Origin of the sequence: Bifidobacterium myosotis, assembly GCF_002259745.1 — a bacterium.
GTDB lineage: Bacteria > Actinomycetota > Actinomycetes > Actinomycetales > Bifidobacteriaceae > Bifidobacterium > Bifidobacterium myosotis.
This window is the reverse complement of record NZ_MWWW01000014.1, coordinates 73,831-90,467: the sequence shown is the minus strand read 5'-3', so window position 1 is coordinate 90,467 and position 16,637 is coordinate 73,831. Positions and strand designations below refer to the sequence as shown.

At 63.3% G+C, this 16,637-nt stretch carries 13 protein-coding genes and 1 pseudogene; 12 read left to right on the top strand and 2 right to left on the bottom strand.

The window, feature by feature from the left end; all coding sequences use genetic code 11:
- Window positions 1–152 precede the first annotated feature (152 nt).
- The 7 genes and pseudogenes from thiC to BMYO_RS07110 all read left to right on the top strand — a co-directional run bounded on the left by thiC (window position 153) and on the right by BMYO_RS07110 (window position 8,156).
- A complete protein-coding gene (gene thiC, locus BMYO_RS07140) occupies window positions 153–2,903 on the top strand; it encodes a phosphomethylpyrimidine synthase ThiC (RefSeq protein WP_094667801.1) in 2,751 nt (916 codons plus the stop codon).
- A gap of 214 nt (window positions 2,904–3,117) precedes the next feature.
- On the top strand, window positions 3,118–3,411 hold the full coding sequence (locus tag BMYO_RS07135) for a hypothetical protein (protein WP_094667800.1): 294 nt from the start codon (window positions 3,118–3,120) through the stop codon (window positions 3,409–3,411).
- A gap of 57 nt (window positions 3,412–3,468) precedes the next feature.
- Window positions 3,469–3,759, top strand: a pseudogene (locus BMYO_RS07130) (type II toxin-antitoxin system RelE/ParE family toxin); the annotation flags it as partial.
- A gap of 696 nt (window positions 3,760–4,455) precedes the next feature.
- Window positions 4,456–5,070, top strand: coding sequence for a sugar O-acetyltransferase (locus BMYO_RS07125; RefSeq protein WP_094667798.1), 615 nt, complete (start codon window positions 4,456–4,458; stop codon window positions 5,068–5,070).
- Between the two features lie 102 nt (window positions 5,071–5,172).
- On the top strand, window positions 5,173–5,970 hold the full coding sequence (thiD, locus tag BMYO_RS07120; RefSeq protein WP_094667797.1) for a bifunctional hydroxymethylpyrimidine kinase/phosphomethylpyrimidine kinase: 798 nt from the start codon (window positions 5,173–5,175) through the stop codon (window positions 5,968–5,970).
- Between the two features lie 149 nt (window positions 5,971–6,119).
- On the top strand, window positions 6,120–6,491 hold the full coding sequence (locus BMYO_RS07115) for a thiamine-binding protein (protein ID WP_094667796.1): 372 nt from the start codon (window positions 6,120–6,122) through the stop codon (window positions 6,489–6,491).
- A gap of 288 nt (window positions 6,492–6,779) precedes the next feature.
- Complete coding sequence (locus tag BMYO_RS07110) at window positions 6,780–8,156, top strand: MFS transporter (protein ID WP_094667795.1); 1,377 nt, start codon at window positions 6,780–6,782, stop codon at window positions 8,154–8,156.
- A gap of 3 nt (window positions 8,157–8,159) precedes the next feature.
- Here the strand turns inward: BMYO_RS07110 and BMYO_RS07105 are convergent, their stop codons facing one another.
- Together BMYO_RS07105 and BMYO_RS07100 are read right to left on the bottom strand one after the other, a co-directional pair.
- Window positions 8,160–9,659, bottom strand: a complete 1,500-nt coding sequence (locus BMYO_RS07105) for a hypothetical protein (RefSeq protein ID WP_094667794.1) — start codon at window positions 9,657–9,659, stop codon at window positions 8,160–8,162.
- 136 nt (window positions 9,660–9,795) lie between these two features.
- Entirely contained in the window at window positions 9,796–10,665 is an 870-nt protein-coding gene (locus BMYO_RS07100) for a response regulator transcription factor (protein ID WP_233428197.1), read from the bottom strand.
- Window positions 10,666–10,849: 184 nt separating this feature from the next.
- On the opposite strand from BMYO_RS07100, the gene BMYO_RS07095 reads away from it, so the two are divergent.
- The 5 genes from BMYO_RS07095 to BMYO_RS07075 all read left to right on the top strand — a co-directional run bounded on the left by BMYO_RS07095 (window position 10,850) and on the right by BMYO_RS07075 (window position 16,460).
- Window positions 10,850–11,821, top strand: a complete 972-nt coding sequence (locus BMYO_RS07095; RefSeq protein ID WP_094667793.1) for a hypothetical protein — start codon at window positions 10,850–10,852, stop codon at window positions 11,819–11,821.
- 29 nt (window positions 11,822–11,850) lie between these two features.
- Window positions 11,851–12,402 (top strand): hypothetical protein, encoded by a 552-nt coding sequence (locus BMYO_RS07090; RefSeq protein ID WP_143249140.1) that lies wholly within the window; start codon window positions 11,851–11,853, stop codon window positions 12,400–12,402.
- 245 nt (window positions 12,403–12,647) lie between these two features.
- The gene (locus BMYO_RS07085; RefSeq protein ID WP_094667791.1) at window positions 12,648–14,045 is read left to right on the top strand and encodes a serpin family protein; all 1,398 of its coding nucleotides are present in this window, start codon (window positions 12,648–12,650) and stop codon (window positions 14,043–14,045) included.
- A 323-nt stretch (window positions 14,046–14,368) separates the two neighbouring features.
- Window positions 14,369–15,451, top strand: a complete 1,083-nt coding sequence (locus tag BMYO_RS07080) for an ABC transporter substrate-binding protein (RefSeq protein WP_169834087.1) — start codon at window positions 14,369–14,371, stop codon at window positions 15,449–15,451.
- Between the two features lie 232 nt (window positions 15,452–15,683).
- Entirely contained in the window at window positions 15,684–16,460 is a 777-nt protein-coding gene (locus BMYO_RS07075; protein ID WP_094667790.1) for an ABC transporter permease, read from the top strand.
- The last annotated feature ends 177 nt before the right edge of the window (window positions 16,461–16,637 follow it).

Here is a 16,637-nt window from a genome sequence, read left to right as displayed (position 1 = left end):
CATCACAAGGAGCCAAGCCCACCGGTACCCGACTTGCCCATAATCCGCCGACCAGCCCCTCAGCAGAGGGCGTCAAGACCGAGGAATCCACACCTCCCCACCCACTGATACACAACAAGACTTCCTTAATAACCCAACACCAAGGAACACCAATGAACAACGAATACCCATACGCCTCCATGCGCGACTCGTTCGACCTGTCCGCGTACTTCGTGGTCGGCCCCGAGGACTGCAAGGGCCGCCCGCTGACCGACGTGGTCGATCAGGCCCTGCGCGGCGGCGCGACCTTCATCCAGTTGCGCGCCAAGAAGGCGGACGCCTCCGAACTGACCGCCATGGCCCAGGACATCGCGCAGATCATCGAGGACAACAACAAGTCCGACTCCGTGGCCTTCGTGATCGACGACCGCGCGGACGTGGTCTGGCAGGCCCGCCGCAAGGGCATCAAGGTGGACGGCGTGCACATCGGCCAGACCGACATGGAGCCGCGCGAGGCCCGCGCCCTGCTCGGCGACGAGGCAATCGTGGGTCTGTCCGCCGAGACCGAAAGCCTCGTCAAGCTCATCAATGAGCTGCCCGATGGCTGCATCGACTACATCGGCGCCGGCCCGCTGCACGTCTCCAAGACCAAGCCCGAGGCGTCGGTCGGCGGCAACGACGGTTCCGGCAAGACGCTGGACGACAAGCAGATCAACACCATCTGCGCGGCCTGCGACTTCCCGGTGGTCGTGGGCGGCGGCGTGACCGCGGCCGACATGGCCATGCTGGCGGGCACCAAGGCCGCCGGCTGGTTCGCCGTCTCCGCCATCGCCGGCGCCGACGACCCGGAGGCAGCCACTCGCGCGATGGTCGAGGGATGGAAGGCCGTACGCGGCGAGAGGAAGCACGGCTACGCCAAGCGCATCGTGACCCACACCCCGGCCGCCGACACGCAGGCCGCGCAGGAGGGCACCGCCCCGGCCGGCGCCGAGGCCACCGAGAAGAAGTTCACCAACGCCAAGGAGGCCAAGGCCGCGCAGAAGCTCGCCAAGCAGCAGCGCGTGGACATCGCCGCCCGCGGCTCCAAGCAGCGCGACAAGGCACACATCCGCAAGACCAAGCCGGTGCACTTCGAAAACCAGTTCGGCGCTTACGACCTTGAGGTGCCGTACACCGAAATCAAGCTGTCCGACACCCCCGGCGTGGGCCCGAACCCGCCGTTCATCGACTACAACACCGAAGGCCCCAAGTGCGACCCGAAGGAGGGCCTGAAGCCCCTGCGCCTCGGCTGGATCAAGGATCGCGACGACGTCGAGGAGTACGAGGGCCGCCGCCGCAACCTCGAGGACGACGGCAAGCGCGCCATCAAGCGCGGCCGCGCGACGAAGGAATGGCGTGGCCGCACGCACCAGCCGATGCGCGCCAAGGACCACCCGGTGACCCAGATGTGGTACGCCCGCCATGGCATCGTCACCCCTGAGATGAAGTACGTGGCCGAGCGCGAGAACTGCGATGTGGAGCTCGTGCGTTCCGAGCTGGCGGCCGGTCGCGCGGTCATGCCGTGCAACATCAACCACCCGGAGGCCGAGCCGATGATCATCGGGTCCGCCTTTCTCACCAAGCTCAACGCCAACATGGGCAACTCGGCCGTCACCTCGTCCATCGACGAGGAGGTGGAGAAGCTCACCTGGGCCACCAAGTGGGGCGCCGACACCGTGATGGATCTCTCCACCGGCAACGACATCCACACCACCCGTGAGTGGATCCTTCGCAACTCCCCCGTGCCGATCGGCACCGTGCCGATGTATCAGGCGCTCGAGAAGGTCGAGGACGACGCCTCCAAGCTCAGCTGGGAGCTGTTCCGCGACACCGTCATCGAGCAGTGCGAGCAGGGCGTGGACTACATGACCATCCATGCCGGCGTGCTGCTGCGCTTCGTGCCGCTGACCGCCAACCGCGTGACCGGCATCGTCTCGCGCGGCGGCTCGATCATGGCCGAATGGTGCCTGCAGCATCATCAGGAGAGCTTCCTGTACACCCACTTCGACGAACTGTGCGACATCTTCGCCAAGTACGACGTCGCCTTCTCGCTTGGCGACGGTTTGCGCCCGGGCTGCCTCGCGGATGCGAACGACGCGGCGCAGCTCGCCGAGCTCATGACGCTGGGCGAGCTCACCCAGCGCGCGTGGGCCAAGGACGTGCAGGTGATGATCGAGGGCCCGGGCCACATCCCGTTCGACACCGTGCGCATGAACATCGAGATGGAGAAGGCGATCTGCAAGGACGCGCCGTTCTACACCCTGGGACCGCTCACCACCGATACCGCGCCGGGCTACGACCACATCACCTCCGCCATCGGCGGCGTGGAGATCGCTCGCTACGGCACCGCCATGCTGTGCTACGTGACCCCGAAGGAGCACCTCGGCCTGCCGAACAAGGACGACGTGAAGCAGGGCGTGATCGCCTACAAGATCGCCTGCCACGCAGCCGACATCGCCAAGCACCACCCGCACGCGCAGGATCGCGATCTCGCCATCTCCAAGGCCCGTTTCGAGTTCCGCTGGCTTGACCAGTTCAACCTCTCCTACGACCCGGACACGGCCATCGCCTTCCACGACGACACGCTGCCGGCCGAGCCCGCCAAGATGGCGCACTTCTGCTCGATGTGCGGACCGAAGTTCTGCTCGATGGCCATCTCGCAGAACATCCGCAAGCAGTTCGGCGGCGCGGCGGCGCAGGAGCAGCTGGTGCAGGACACCCTCGCCGGCAAGATCCCGTCCGCTCAGGAGGCCCGTGGCGCGCTGACCACGCCGGCCGTATCGGCCACGCCGGGAACCGCGACCGCCGAGGACATCCAGGCCGGCATGGCCGAGATGAGCCGCAAGTTCCAGGAAGGCGGCTCGAAGCTCTACCAGAAGGCGTGAAAACGGCCTAATTCCGTCATTCCCTGACCTCTAAGAAAACGCAAGCCATATGTTCCGGAATATTCCGGTACATATGGCTTGCGTTTTTCGCGCAGAAAATACATATGAAGTCCCAACAGCACGGATGTCTGCGCCCGGGCGATTTCCGGCGATAGCATAACCCCATATCGTGATAGCATGTGAATATACATGTTATCTTGCATGGAGGTTTGACATGGCACCACTAACCGTCCCCGTGGACACCCTCGTCCCCATCAGCCGGTTCGGCAGGGGAACCGCCAGCGCAGAATTCGCGAAGGTCGCCGACAACACTCCCGTCACCGTGCTACGCAACAACGAACCTGTGTATTTCATCATCAACGAGCACGACTACCGTCATTTCCGCGAACTGGAGGAAGAAGTCAAGCAGCTGCGCGCCGCGGAGGCCCGTCGCCAGGCGACCAACGGCGAGTACACGCACTCCTTCAAGTCGGTCGACGACATGGACGACTACTTCGATGCGCTCTGAACCGCTGACCATCACGACAATCAGGGCCTTCGACCAGGACGCCACAAAGCCCTCAAAAAGAAGCACGTCGACCTCAAGCGTATGAAACCAGCCATTCAGGCGATCATTGACAGCGACGTCGATTTGCTGCGCACGAGATACCGGGACCATGCCCTGACCGGGCAATGGGCCGGCTTCCGCGAACTGCACATCGACGCCGACTGGCTATTGGTCTACTTCATCGACGGCGACAGGCTGGTCCTTGTCCTGACCCGAACCGGATCACATGACGACCTGTATTCGGCGAAAACCCCGAAAACACTCATACACGGCTACAAAGACGCGGACAGGAAACCGCTCGAAACCTGAGGACAGCATCATCGAACGGCACATGGGGACAATACAGACAGCTATGACCATATGCCGCGTCGTAACGAACCAACCACCCCTCAGACCCACCGGGCCAGCTCCTCTGATAAGGGAAGACGAAAACAAGACCACCGAACTTCCAACGCAGGACATCAAGGAGCGTAATGCACGTATTGCACACAGCTCGCTCGGTACGAAATAACAAATCAGGCGTTTTTTGCGTTTCGTACCGCGACGGCGTTATTGGGCGATTCAGACGGTTCGACGAGAATGGCTTGTTTCCGCGGTTTTCGAATTCGGCAGTGCGGTACGATACAGAATGAAAACGATTGCTTCAGCTATTGTGGCACGCGATTGCGGTACAACAGCCCGAAAACGGTCAATTCGACGAATCGTACCGCAAGCAAAGATGCATGGCGTCAAGACATATCCCGATAGACCAATCTGGTTAAGTTGCTCCAGGCGCGGTAGCATTCCCCAACACGAACCGTCTCGTCCATTCCACCAATAATCACCAGGGGTGGGCAAATAAAGCATGTCCTGCTTCTCTCGTGCCGGCGGCTATCCCTATCGGCCCCAATCCAGCTGAAGGACTATCCTGAGAGACCAACACCAGGACGGACTTCGTCTCGAATCGGCAAGAACACCGATTGCAGACCGACAAGAATGACGAGATCCACGCGCAAAGGAGAGCACATGGCCATATCGCAAGAGGCACTCGACATCATGCATTCGCCCGGAATTTACTTCTGGGACGAGAAGCTCATGTCCACCGCCCAGCAGGAGCAGCGGGACATGCTACACGATATCAACGCCCTCAAGGCGAGCGACCCGCAGCGCGAGCGACTGTTGCGGTCGTTCTTCGCCGAAATGGGCGAGGACGTGTGGATCGAACCGCCCTTCAGCGCCAACTGGGGGCTGAGCACCCATTGGGGCAGCCACACCTACGCGAACTTCAACCTCACGCTGGTGGACGACGGCGAGATCTTCATCGGCGACCATACGATGATCGGCCCGAACGTCACGCTCGTCACCACCGGTCACCCGGTTAGGCCCGATTTGCGCGAACGGGTCGCCCAGTTCTCCGAACCCATCCATATCGGACGCAATGTGTGGATCGGCGCGAACGTGACCGTGCTGCCGGGCGTCACCATCGGTGACAACTCGGTCATCGGCGCCTGCAGTCTGGTGACCCGCGACATCCCCGCCGATTCGGTCGCCTTCGGCTCCCCCTGCCGTGTGGCCCGCCCGATCAACGAGCATGACAACGAGTTTTACTGGCGAGGCCGCCGCCTCCCTGAAGGCCTCTGACGGCCCGCCACCCGAGCGGGCGAGGCCTTACGGTGGCGGCGCGAACGTACAGCCGCCTCACTACGCTCGTGAGATAACCGAAGACCCTATCAAGGAGACGATATGAGCACCACTTTGCCGGCAGTACTTGCGATTTCGGGATCGGACTCGTCCGGCGGCGCCGGCATGCAGGCCGACCTCAAGACCATGCTGGCCTGCGGCGTGTTCGGCATGAGCGCCATCACCGCGCTCACCGCGCAGAACACCACCGGTGTGCGTTCCATTCAGGACACCAAGCCCGAGATTCTGGCCGACCAGATTGACATGGTCTTCGAGGATATCCCCCCGGTGGCCGTGAAGATTGGTATGGTCTCCGCCACCGACATCATCGACGTGATTGCCGACCGTCTGACCGCGCACCACGCGACCAACATCGTGCTTGACCCGGTGATGGTCGCCACCTCCGGCGCGAAGCTCATCAGCGACGACGCCATCGCCGCCCTGACCGGCAAGCTGTTCCCGATGGCCACCGTCGTGACCCCGAACATCCCCGAGGCCGAAGCGCTCACCGACACGCTCATCCACGATCAGGAGGACATGGAGGCCGCCGCTCGCCGTATCGCGGACAGGTTCGGCTGCGCCGCGCTCGTCAAGGGCGGGCATGGCACCGAGGATGCCAACGACGTGCTCGTGGAGACCGACGGCACCGCCACCTGGTTCGATGAGACGCGCGTCGACAACCCGAACACCCATGGCACCGGCTGCACGCTGAGCTCGGCCATCGCCTCCTATCTGGCGCTGGGCGACCCGTTGCCAAAGGCCATCAAGCATGCCAAGAAGTACCTGACCGGCGCGCTCAAGGCGCAGCTGGACCTGGGCCACGGCTCCGGCCCGATGGACCACTTCTGGAAGTACCGCTGAGGTACTGAGAGGAAACCGCGTTGGCTCCCCTGCGTTCCGGGGAGCCAATTCGTTTGAACGTCAATACAGCCGCAATCACGTCCGCCAATGAGCCCGCGACCGGACCCGACTGGACCCGGCCGAACCCACAACCGAAAGGAATACCGACAATGGTTCTTGACCGCAACGCCGTGAAGCAGGAAGTGCCCATCGACCCGGCCACCGGCAAGCCGTATCTCAACACCGTGGCCGCAATCCAGGTCTCGGCCGCCGGCGTCGGCTCCGAGGTCTCGCCGTACGTGGCGCAGGCCATCGAGGTGATCCGAGAATCCGGACTGCCGCAGGAGACCAACGCCCTGTTCACCAACGTCGAAGGCGATCTGGACGACGTGCTCAAAGTGGCCGGCGAGGCCGCCAAGAAGCTCGCCGAACAGGGCTACCGCACCTCGCTCGTGCTGCACATGGACATTCGCCCCGGCTTCTCCGGACAGCTCACCGAAAAACCGAAGCTTGTGGACGAGATTCTCGCCAAGCGTTCCTAGTGGCCGGCGGCCATCGGCTCGTCGTTCGGTCATCATCCGACCCTGCGCGCGTTCACATTGTGACCTCGAGTAGGTGCTTCGGCGATACGCACCTATAGTACTGCCTATCGCAAGTGGGCAATCTCACAACGATTGCCCATAATCGGTGGATTCAAGACGCCGTCACCGGCCGTCGCCCATCCCACACAATGGGAGGACGAACAGGCACGGCACGGGTCAAGAGTTCGCCCGTCGGCAACGGAACATTGAGCGGTCGCCAACGGGCAGGATGTAGAAGAGGCGCTCATTATGACTGCTGCCGAACAGCAGATTTCCGGCAATGCCACGGCAATGGATACCGCGCAGGGGCGCGGCGCCGTGGATCAGGCCAAAGTAGAGGATATTATCTCGCGCGTGGATCGCGCACACGAAACCCCGATGTTCCATCGCATCGTCGCGCTTGTCGCGGCCGGCATGCTGATGGACAGCATCGACGTCTATATCGGCAGCGCCGTGGCTTCCAGCGCGCTGTCCACCCACTGGTCCACCGTGGCCCAGAACTCCACGTTCATGTCCGCGGGCTTCCTTGGCCTGCTGGTCGGCTCGCTGCTCGCCGGTTTCGTCGGCGACCTGAAGGGCCGTCGCGTGGCATACCAGATCAACCTACTGCTCTTCGGCGGCTTCACGTTCCTGGGCGCATTCGCCCCGAACATGGCCATCCTTTCGCTGTGCCGCCTCGGCGCGGGCCTCGGCCTCGGCGCCGAGATCGTGACCGGCTTCGCCATGGTCAACGAGTTCGCGCCGATGAACCGCCGCGGCCACTGGTGCGCGATCGTCTCGCTCGTGGCCAACTGTGGCGTGCCGATCGCCATGCTGCTGTGCGCCTTCATCATCCCCCGCTGGAGCTGGCGTCCGCTGTTCGTCGGCATCGGCGTGGTGGCCGCCGTAATCTGGTGGCTGCGCCGCGACATCCCCGAATCCCCGCGCTGGCTTGCGGTGCATGGCCGCTATGACGAAGCCGACGCCATCGTCAAGCAGCTTGAGGCCAACGGTTCGGAGCCTCAGACTGCTGCCGCCAAGGCTGGCGTTGACTCCACTCGCAACGCCGGTGGCCGTTCGCTGGGCATCTGCCTGCTCGTAGCCATCGTGGCCGTGAGCGCCACCAACGTGTGCTCCTACGCCTTCACCTCGTGGGTGCCGACGATTTTGGTCAAGCGCGGCATCAACCTCTCCTCCTCGCTGACCACGTCCACCCTGATGATGCTCGGCGCCCCGGTGGGCTGCCTCATCGGCTCGCTGCTCATCGACCGCATCGGCCGCAAGCGCACGATCGTGCCGGCCTTCCTGTTCACCGGCGTGTTCGGCATGCTGTACGCCTTCCAGTCCTCCACCACGGGCGCGATTATCGTGGGCTTCCTGCTCATGATGTGCCTGTACGTGCTTATGGCTTCGGTCGTGGCCGTATATGCCCCTGAGCTGTTCGCCACCAAGGTGCGCTTCCGTTGCGTGGGCGTGGCCAACGCCATCGCCAAGCTGCTCAACGTGCTGATGCCGATGGTCGTGGGCTGGATGCTCACCGCCCTCGGCGCCACGTCCATCTTCGTCTCCATCAGCGTGATCGCCATCGCCTCGATGCTCATCGTCGGCTTCTTCGGCGCCGAAACCGCACAAAAGTCGGTGGGCTGAGAACTAATACGGCACCACCACGGATAGCGTCCATTCGGCGTCCTGCGTAGTAATGCGCAGGACGCCTTTTCGTTCTTCCAGCAACGTTCCGTACCGGGCCAGCCCGGTACCGCCCGCGGCGATATCGGCACGCGCCCCCGGTTCCTGCACGCGCGGCCTGTCAGTGCATACGATATGGACGGCGTCCGAGCCGAATCGAATCGTCACCACGTATCCGCCCGCCGGATCGGCGTGTTTGGCGATGTTGCCATACAGTTCCTCCAATAATCCCGAAAGCAGGCCGCCGTAATCGGTGTAATCGCCGTAATCGTCAGAGGCGCCGCTGTCGGCATCGGTCTCATCGATACTGACCACTGGTCCGACATCGACCGTGGAGATGATGGTCCGTCCATCGAATCCCAATTCCGCGAGCCTGCGATCGCCGTTCCGCGCGATGCGGCGCACCCGCCGCACGGCCGTCTGCTCTGTCTGCTTCGCTTGCTCCGACCGTCCCGACATTCCTCCGGACAGGTCGAGCGTCGGACCGGAAACGCCTGATGGAACGCCATCCTTTCTCCGTGCTCTTCCCCGGTCCAGCCGGTCTCCGGAAGTGATATTGCCGGCACCGATTCCCCGGTTCCGTGGGCCGGACGTATCGGTAGTGATGTCGCCGCCGCCAGCTTCGCCGTCAATGTCACCGTCAAATTCACCACCATCACCGACAACGTCGCCGGAATCCCCACGCCCCTCCATCACGTCGATGACCTGATGGGTCCGATTCAACGCGCCGACGGCCACCTTGCGCAATTCCCGCAGCTCCTCGACGGACGGGGCATAATCATCCGCGATATCCTTGTCGAGCCGCAGAATCAGATACGCCAGATCATTGGATACGTAGTCATGGATGTCCCGGGCCGCACGCTCGCGACGCCGGCGATGATCCAATTCGGCTTGGGCCATGCCGCGCTCATGGTTCCAGCGCGCCGCCACGCCGGCAAGCAGGCAGCCGACGGCGAGCACGATCACCGGCATGGGCCCGTCGATGGTGACGACGCCGAGAATCACCTGCCGACCGGCTCCTGCCTGAACCGTACCGGCAGTCTGTGCGTTGGCACCCGTATGCCCGGAAGCAGCCACATCCCCGACCGGCCCAATCACCCAGCCCATCACGGTCACGGCCAATATGAGAGCACCGAACCATCCGAAGACGTATCCCGCAATGCCAATCGCCAGCATCACCGCAAGCAGCGCGCCGGACGGCACCCACGACGCCCCGAACGTCATCACCACAATCAGTGCAGTCGTCAGCAGGCAGCCCTCGACCGGACGGAAGGACATCAGCACCGTCGCCGCGACAAGCAGGAACGCCGGTGCTCCCGCTGCCGCCGGCAGACCGTCGACCATAATCGAGCGCATCGTTTCGATCACGCAGACCAAGGCGACGAGCAGCGTGGCGGTCAGTAGCCACGCGTTGCCCACGCGCGCGTCGGCTTCGGCGATGCGACGCCATAATCCACGAATCATCGTCCGCTCCTCCTTCAGAGATCGGGTAATGTCCTGCGTCGGAAGTCCGTTGACGAATTGACTAACCTCAGTCCCGCTCGCGGGCCGGCTCGTCCTGCAATTACGGATGCGCTTCGCGCGTGGCTTTCTGGGACCACTAAATCTCGTGCCGTCTGACGCATATCGAAATGGCGTGCGCACGGCTTCGCGCGCCGAGTTTGGCGCACGCCCTGCGCTCGAAGGTGGCCACGGTCGCGGCGCTCACACCGAGACGTACGGCAATCTCCCTAGTGGTGAGCCCCTCTGCGTACAGGCGCAGGGTCTCCCGTTCCTTGGCGGACAACGCCCCGCGGACGGCGTAGCCCGCGTCCTCCAATAGCATATGGGCACTGACGGCGTCCATGAATCCGGCTCCCCCATTCCCGACTCCGTTCCCGCCTGCATCCCCATCCATCGGCATGCCACGCGCCGCGCAACGGATGCCACGCGCGATGCCGGGAAGGTCGGTCTTGGCCACCAGCGTCTGGGCCCCGCAGCGTACGGCCTCGTCACGGAATGAGGCGAGTGAATACGAGGTGACACAGACCAAGCCGACCTCCGGGGTTTTGACGCGGATGGCCCGACAGACCTCGGTGCCGGGCACGTCGCCCATCGACATGTCGGTGACGAGCACGTCCGGCCGTTTCGCCGGGTTCAGACAGCGGCTGATCGCCACGGCTCCCAGATCGCAGGTCCAGACCACCCGGAAGTCGGCGCCCATGCGTTCGATCATCGTCTGCAGGACCTTCACCGCGTACGGGTCATTGTCCACGAGCCCGATGCGGATGGGCGCCGACGCCTTCTCCTCCCCCGTATCGGCGACGGCGTCCATGCCGTCATCGTTCCCGTCTCCGATCCCCGTGACGGCGATGCCACTGCCGGCGTATCTGGCACGCCCGCCGGAATCGCCGTCACCGGTACGTCCAACGGATCCGCCATCGATGACGTCGCCGGCGCCGTCGGCGCCAATCCCGTCATTACCGCCCATACCGATTCCCGTACTCCTTCCCATGCCGCCATCCCCTTCCTCGGTCCCATCGATGATGCCCGCGCGAAACCGCTCCGTCCCCGCGTTGTCATAGCCGCTATGACAACCATCATCCCACGATTTTCAGCGAATCTATGATGGAATCATCCCGATAATCCGCACAACGTCGTGAAAGGAGCATCCGATGAACACGACATCGCAACGACGGTTCACCTGGAACCGCGCGCATTGGATCGGCATGATCTCATTGGCTGTACTGCTGGCGCTGCTGATCATGGGATCGGGCGCGTTCATCCTCGACTACGACGGCAACGCTAACTGGATGACCTCGCCTGACCATTTCGTCTGGCTGGGCAGCATGCTGCTGCCTTGGCCGTTGGCGCTGGGACTAGCCAATGTGATTCTGGGCACCATCCGCACCGGCAGTCTGTCCTTCCCACTGGCGAGCGCGCTGCTCGGCCCGTTGGGGTTCGGCTGGGCGAATCTGCGGCTGCAACCCGGCTATCGGTATCCAACATGGCCGGAATGGGTCGAGCTCATGCGCACCAATGGGCTGCGTCTCATCGGGCAGACGCTGTACGGCGTGGGCGTGCTGCTGGTCTCCTATGCGGCGGTGGCGTTCATCTGCTACGCAATCGGTCGATACGGCCTGCGCGCGCTGTTCGTGAACCCCGAACCGGGCTCGCTCAGCGCCCGGATGCTGCGCTGGATTCGCAAGGATGCCGTTCGATTCGGTTGTTGGCTTGCCGTGGCACTGTCGTACGGCCTGCTGCTGGCTCTAATCATTGTGGGAAGCGAAGCCGTGCTGGGTGCCGCCCTACTGATCAATTTCGTGATTCCGCCGGTACTCCTGATAGCGTGCGGCGCATACGCCTCGCGGGATGCCGCGCTGAGCCACCCGTGGCGCGCGTTGCTGTTCCCGCTCGTCTGCTCGCTGGTGTCGGCACCGATACTCGTGGCTCTAATCAGGCCGTTGGACGACACCTGCTATGTCGGGTCAGTCTGCACCACATTGGGCGACATGTATTTCAACTGGTCGCAGATGGATCAGGTGTGGCATTTCGTCAAGGTGTTCGCGGTGGCCTCGTTCCTCGGTTTCGCCGTGGTGTGGGCCGCGCGGTACGCGTACCATCGGATTCGGAAGGCGTCCGGCTGACGGAAGGCGGCAAACCGATGAATCCATGGGTGCAGGGATCACAAGAGGCGTTCCATAAGGCGTGGGCCGGCCGCCGGCGGGTGGCCGGCAGTACCTGGTTTCTCACCTTCATCGTCGGATGCCTGATTTGCGGAGGTCTGGCCACGCTGCTCGACCGCACCATCGGGTTGCCTTCGATGCCGGGACGATGGGCGATGATCACGATTCTGCTGATCATCCTGCCACTGGCCACCGTTGTGATCGTCGTGGCCGTACGCCTGTCGAACCGGCCGGACGGCATGGTGGCCGTGCGATGCCTATGGACAGGCGTGCTGCTCAGGTATCGTCCGGATGTCTATCATTATGATTCCCCTGATGAAGAGACCCCGGCCGATTGGATCGTCTGGCCAATCGGCCTGCGGCGAGCCTTCACCCTGCCCTGCTATGCGAACGGCACCCTGATGGTCGCCGACCTCGTCATCGACGGGGTGTTCATCCGACTGGCCGGCGTCCGGCCCGCACGTCCGGACGAGTGCCACAGCGCCGGGAAGGACCCTTCGATTCGCTATGATTACGCGGCCCGTATGCTGACCATCGGATAGCCGCCGTCATGCTGCGCCGTCATACGGTCGCCATGCTGCCGTCATACCGACGCCGTACGGTCGCCGTACAGTCGCCATGCTGCCGCCCCACCATCGCCGTACCGTCCGACCTATCCGGTCCACCCCGGTACGGCACGGCTGGCCATAGAGCGCATGTTCCCCCAGCCCTCACCTCTACAATGGAATCATGATTGCGCCTTGCGAAGAGGCATGGCGCACATGGCTTTTGGGATGGATGAATCATCATGGATACGACGGACGCGACGAACACCGGCGACACGGGCATACTCGACTATTACCGCACGAGGCAGCGCCGGAGGAAGCGGAATGCGATCATCGCCGCCGTGACGGCGCTCGTCATCGTGCTGGGCGCGTGCGCCGGAGTGTGGTGGACGGTCGGAGGCGGAAGCATCATCGCGGCGAACCTCGCCAAGCCGGCCGCCCAACCCGCCACCGAGGCGGCGAACATGAGCGTCACCGCGTTCGCCTACCGCAGCGCACCGGAGTTCCTTGCCATGGAATCGGCGCGCGACCCAAACGGCAACATGAACTACTCCCCCGCCTCGATGTGGATGGCACTGTCCCTTACCGCACAGGGTGCGAAAGGCGGCACCCGGTCGCAGTTGGATGAACTGCTCGGCACCGGCTCGCTCGCCAAGACCGATTACCGGTCATTGATGCGCTCGATCAACGGGCGGTACGACGGCTCCCAATCGCAGATGAGCGCCGCGAACTCCCTGTGGGTGGACGACGGCATCACGTTGGCGGACGGGTTCCGTAGCACCGTGAGCCGATCCTTCGATGCGGAGGTCGTCTCTGCGGACTTCGGCGACCGGAACGGCGTCGCGGAGAGGATGGGCCGTTGGGTGGCCACTCATACGAAGGACATGCTCAAGCCAAATGTGAAGGTCAGCGAACGGGAGATCATGTCCGTCATCAACACCGTCTATGCGGACGGTCGCTGGCAGGACCCGTTCGACCCGGAGTTCACCACCGACGAACCGTTCCACGGCGCGGACGGTGAGTCCACGGTACGGATGATGCATCGCGTTTTCGATAGCATGGTCTGGGCCCATGACACGAACGACACCTGGCAAAGGGTGATGATTCCGTTCGATAACGGCGGCGCACTGGTCGTGCTGCTGCCGGCCGACGGCCACTTCGACGAGATCGCCGGCGACGCGGAGCGGATGCAGTGGGCGCTGGGCACATGCGCCAACGAACCATACGGATGCGTCACCGACGCCGCGCCCGGCTGGGGCGTGTCAAGCGAGCCGCGCACCGTGTACGTCTCGATGCCGGTGTTCACCATCGATTCGATGTTCGCCTCGGACGAGACGATCGCGACGCTCAAGTCGCTGGGTGTCACCGATGCCTTCGACGACGCGTCCGCCGATTTCTCCGGCATGACGGCGGACGAATCCCAAGGCATCGGACGGCTGTTCATCGGTACGGTGGTCCAGGGCACGCGCATTGAGGTGAACGAGCACGGGGCCCGCGCGGCGGCGTTCACCAAATCCGGCACGGACTCCGCCGGCGCACCTGCGGACCCCGTGGAATTCACCGTGGATCGACCGTTCCTCTATGCGCTGACCACCCCCGACGGCATCCCGCTGTTCATCGGCGCCGTGCGCAATCTGTAAGCGCCGGGACGAACCCATCGAAGCAGCTGGCGCGCTCCGGTACTTCGCTCTCTCCCCCTCATGTGCCGGCTTGCCGCGCCGCTCCCGAACCCCACGGTATCCCGCTCGCCCAGACGTCTGGCTATACTGGGTGGCGTTCGTGCGGTTGGTGGCAGCAACCGTGCCCACATCAGTTGGATTCGCGCCCGGCAAGGTCCCGCACAGTTTTGGGACATACGCACGGGGCGCTTGGTCTGATGTCTCGCGCGGGCTCCTCACCTTCCCGCTTCCGATGCATCAGGCCGTATCGCGCGATATGCGCGGAAGGCAAGGTGAAAGAGAAGATGATGACTGGACTCAAGAAGGGTCTGACCACGATTGCGGCCGCTGCGGGAGCCCTTGCGATGGGCCTGTCCCTCGCGGCGTGCGGCGGCACGAATACCGCCGATTCCTCCAATTCCGGCTCCGGCGACGCAGGTTCGGCCACGCCGACCGTGTCGTTCATGCTCGACTGGACGCCGAACACCAACCACATCGGCCTGTATGTGGCCCAGAAGCTCGGCTACTACAAGGACGCCGGCGTCAACCTGAAGATTCTGCCCACCGCCCAGGCCGGTGCCGAGACCAGCGTGGAGAACGGCGTGGCCAACGTCGGCTTCACCACGCTGAGCAACGTGGCAGCCTTCAACTCGCAGGGCGCGGACCTCAAGTTCGTGTTCGACCTGACCCAGAAGCAGGTGGCCCGCTGGTGCGCGCTGGCCTCCCGCACCGACATCAAGACCCCGAAGGACCTCTCCGGCAAGACGTTCGTGAGCTTCGGCTCGGCCGAGCAGACCGCCGTGGTCCAGCAGATGATCAAGTACGCAGGCGGCACCGGCGAGATCAAGACCGCCACCGCCGGCACCAACACGTTCGAGACGCTCACCAGCGGCAAGGGTGATTTCGGCGGCTTCTACGTGACCTGGGAGGGTGTGGAGAGCGAGCTCAACGGCCCGGCCCTCAACTGCTTCGTCGCCTCCGATTGGGGCGTGCCCGGCAACCCGGACCAGCTCGGCTTCGCCGTGAAGTCCTCCTGGCTTAAGGATTCCAAGAACGCCGACGCGCTGAAGAAATTCATCTCGGCCACCAAGAAGGGCTACGACTACGCGCTGGCCAACCCGGACAAGGCCGCCGACCTGCTGGTCGAGCAGGCCAAGGAGGCCCAGCTCGATTCCAAGCTGACCCGTACCTCTATGGAGGAGATCGCCAAGAACGGCTACTGGACCACCGACGACCCGAAGTCGCTGCCCGGCACCGTGAACTTCGACGACGCCCAGCCGTACCTTGACTTCCAGTACAAGGCCGGCACCTACAAGGACAAGGACGGCAAGGACCCGGCCGAGGCGCCGCAGGCCAAGGATCTCGCCACGAACGATTACGTGGCGTGAGTCCGACTGGATACCGGATCGCGCAGAACACACATCACACATGACATTCTGGGCATATGCCCACGTTTTGCGTATCCCCATATGCGGTTCTGGGCATATGACTACCTGATAAACGGCCAATACCCCGTCTACAAGGTGCTTATATGCCCAGAACCGCATAAAAGATACGTAAACACCCAGAATAATTGGCTGGCTTATGCCCAGAATGTTTGCGGAAGACGGATACCGACGAATGAAACTTAAACCGTGGATCGAACGGATATGGCCGCCGGCACTGACCATCGGCGGTCTGTTGGCGATTTGGGAGTTCGCCGTTCGTGCCGGGCACATTTCCGAGCGCGTGCTCGCCGCCCCCACGCAGATCGTGGCCTCGATGGTCGATACATGGCCCGATCTCATGACGGCCGCGTCGATCACCACCTATGAGGGTGTGACCGGCTTCTCCATCGCCGTGATTGCGGGCATCCTCATCGGCATCGGACTGTACGTTTCGAAGACCATGTATCGCGCGTTCTACCCGTTGCTGGCGGCCGCGCAGACCATTCCGCTGATTACGGTGGCCCCGCTGTTCATGATCTGGTTCGGCTTCGAGCCGCTCGGCAAAATCGTCATCGTGGCGGTGTTCGGCGTGTTCCCGGTCGCCGTGCAGACGGCCCGTGGACTCAACGCCGTGCCGCAGTTCTACGAGGACGTGGCCCTGACCTGCGGTGCCACGCGTGCATGGACGCTGTGGCATGTGAAGCTTCGCGTGGCCGCGCGCCAGATCTTCGGCGGCATCCGCATCGCAGCCGCATACGTGTTCGGCACGGCCGCCACCGCCGAATACCTCGGCGCGATGAACGGCCTCGGCATCTGGCTGCAGGCCGCGTTCAACTCGTTCCGCACGCCGCTGATTTTCTCGGCCACGGTGGTGGTGATCGTCGAGACGGCGATATTGCTTGGGCTGATTTCACTGGTGGAACGGGTGGCGCTGGGCCGCGAGTCGGACGAGGATCTGGATCAATCTTAGGTACACTACTTAGGCACAAGGGTGCTGATATACCTCCCCCGGTTCGCCCCTATGGCGTTCGTTGTTCCATGCGGGACCTACCTAAGAAACGACGAATGTACCTAAGTTTGCGGTTTTTCGTCCCTATAGATGCACATGCGGGGCACAACAGCATGACCACATTGCTGATTTATGCTT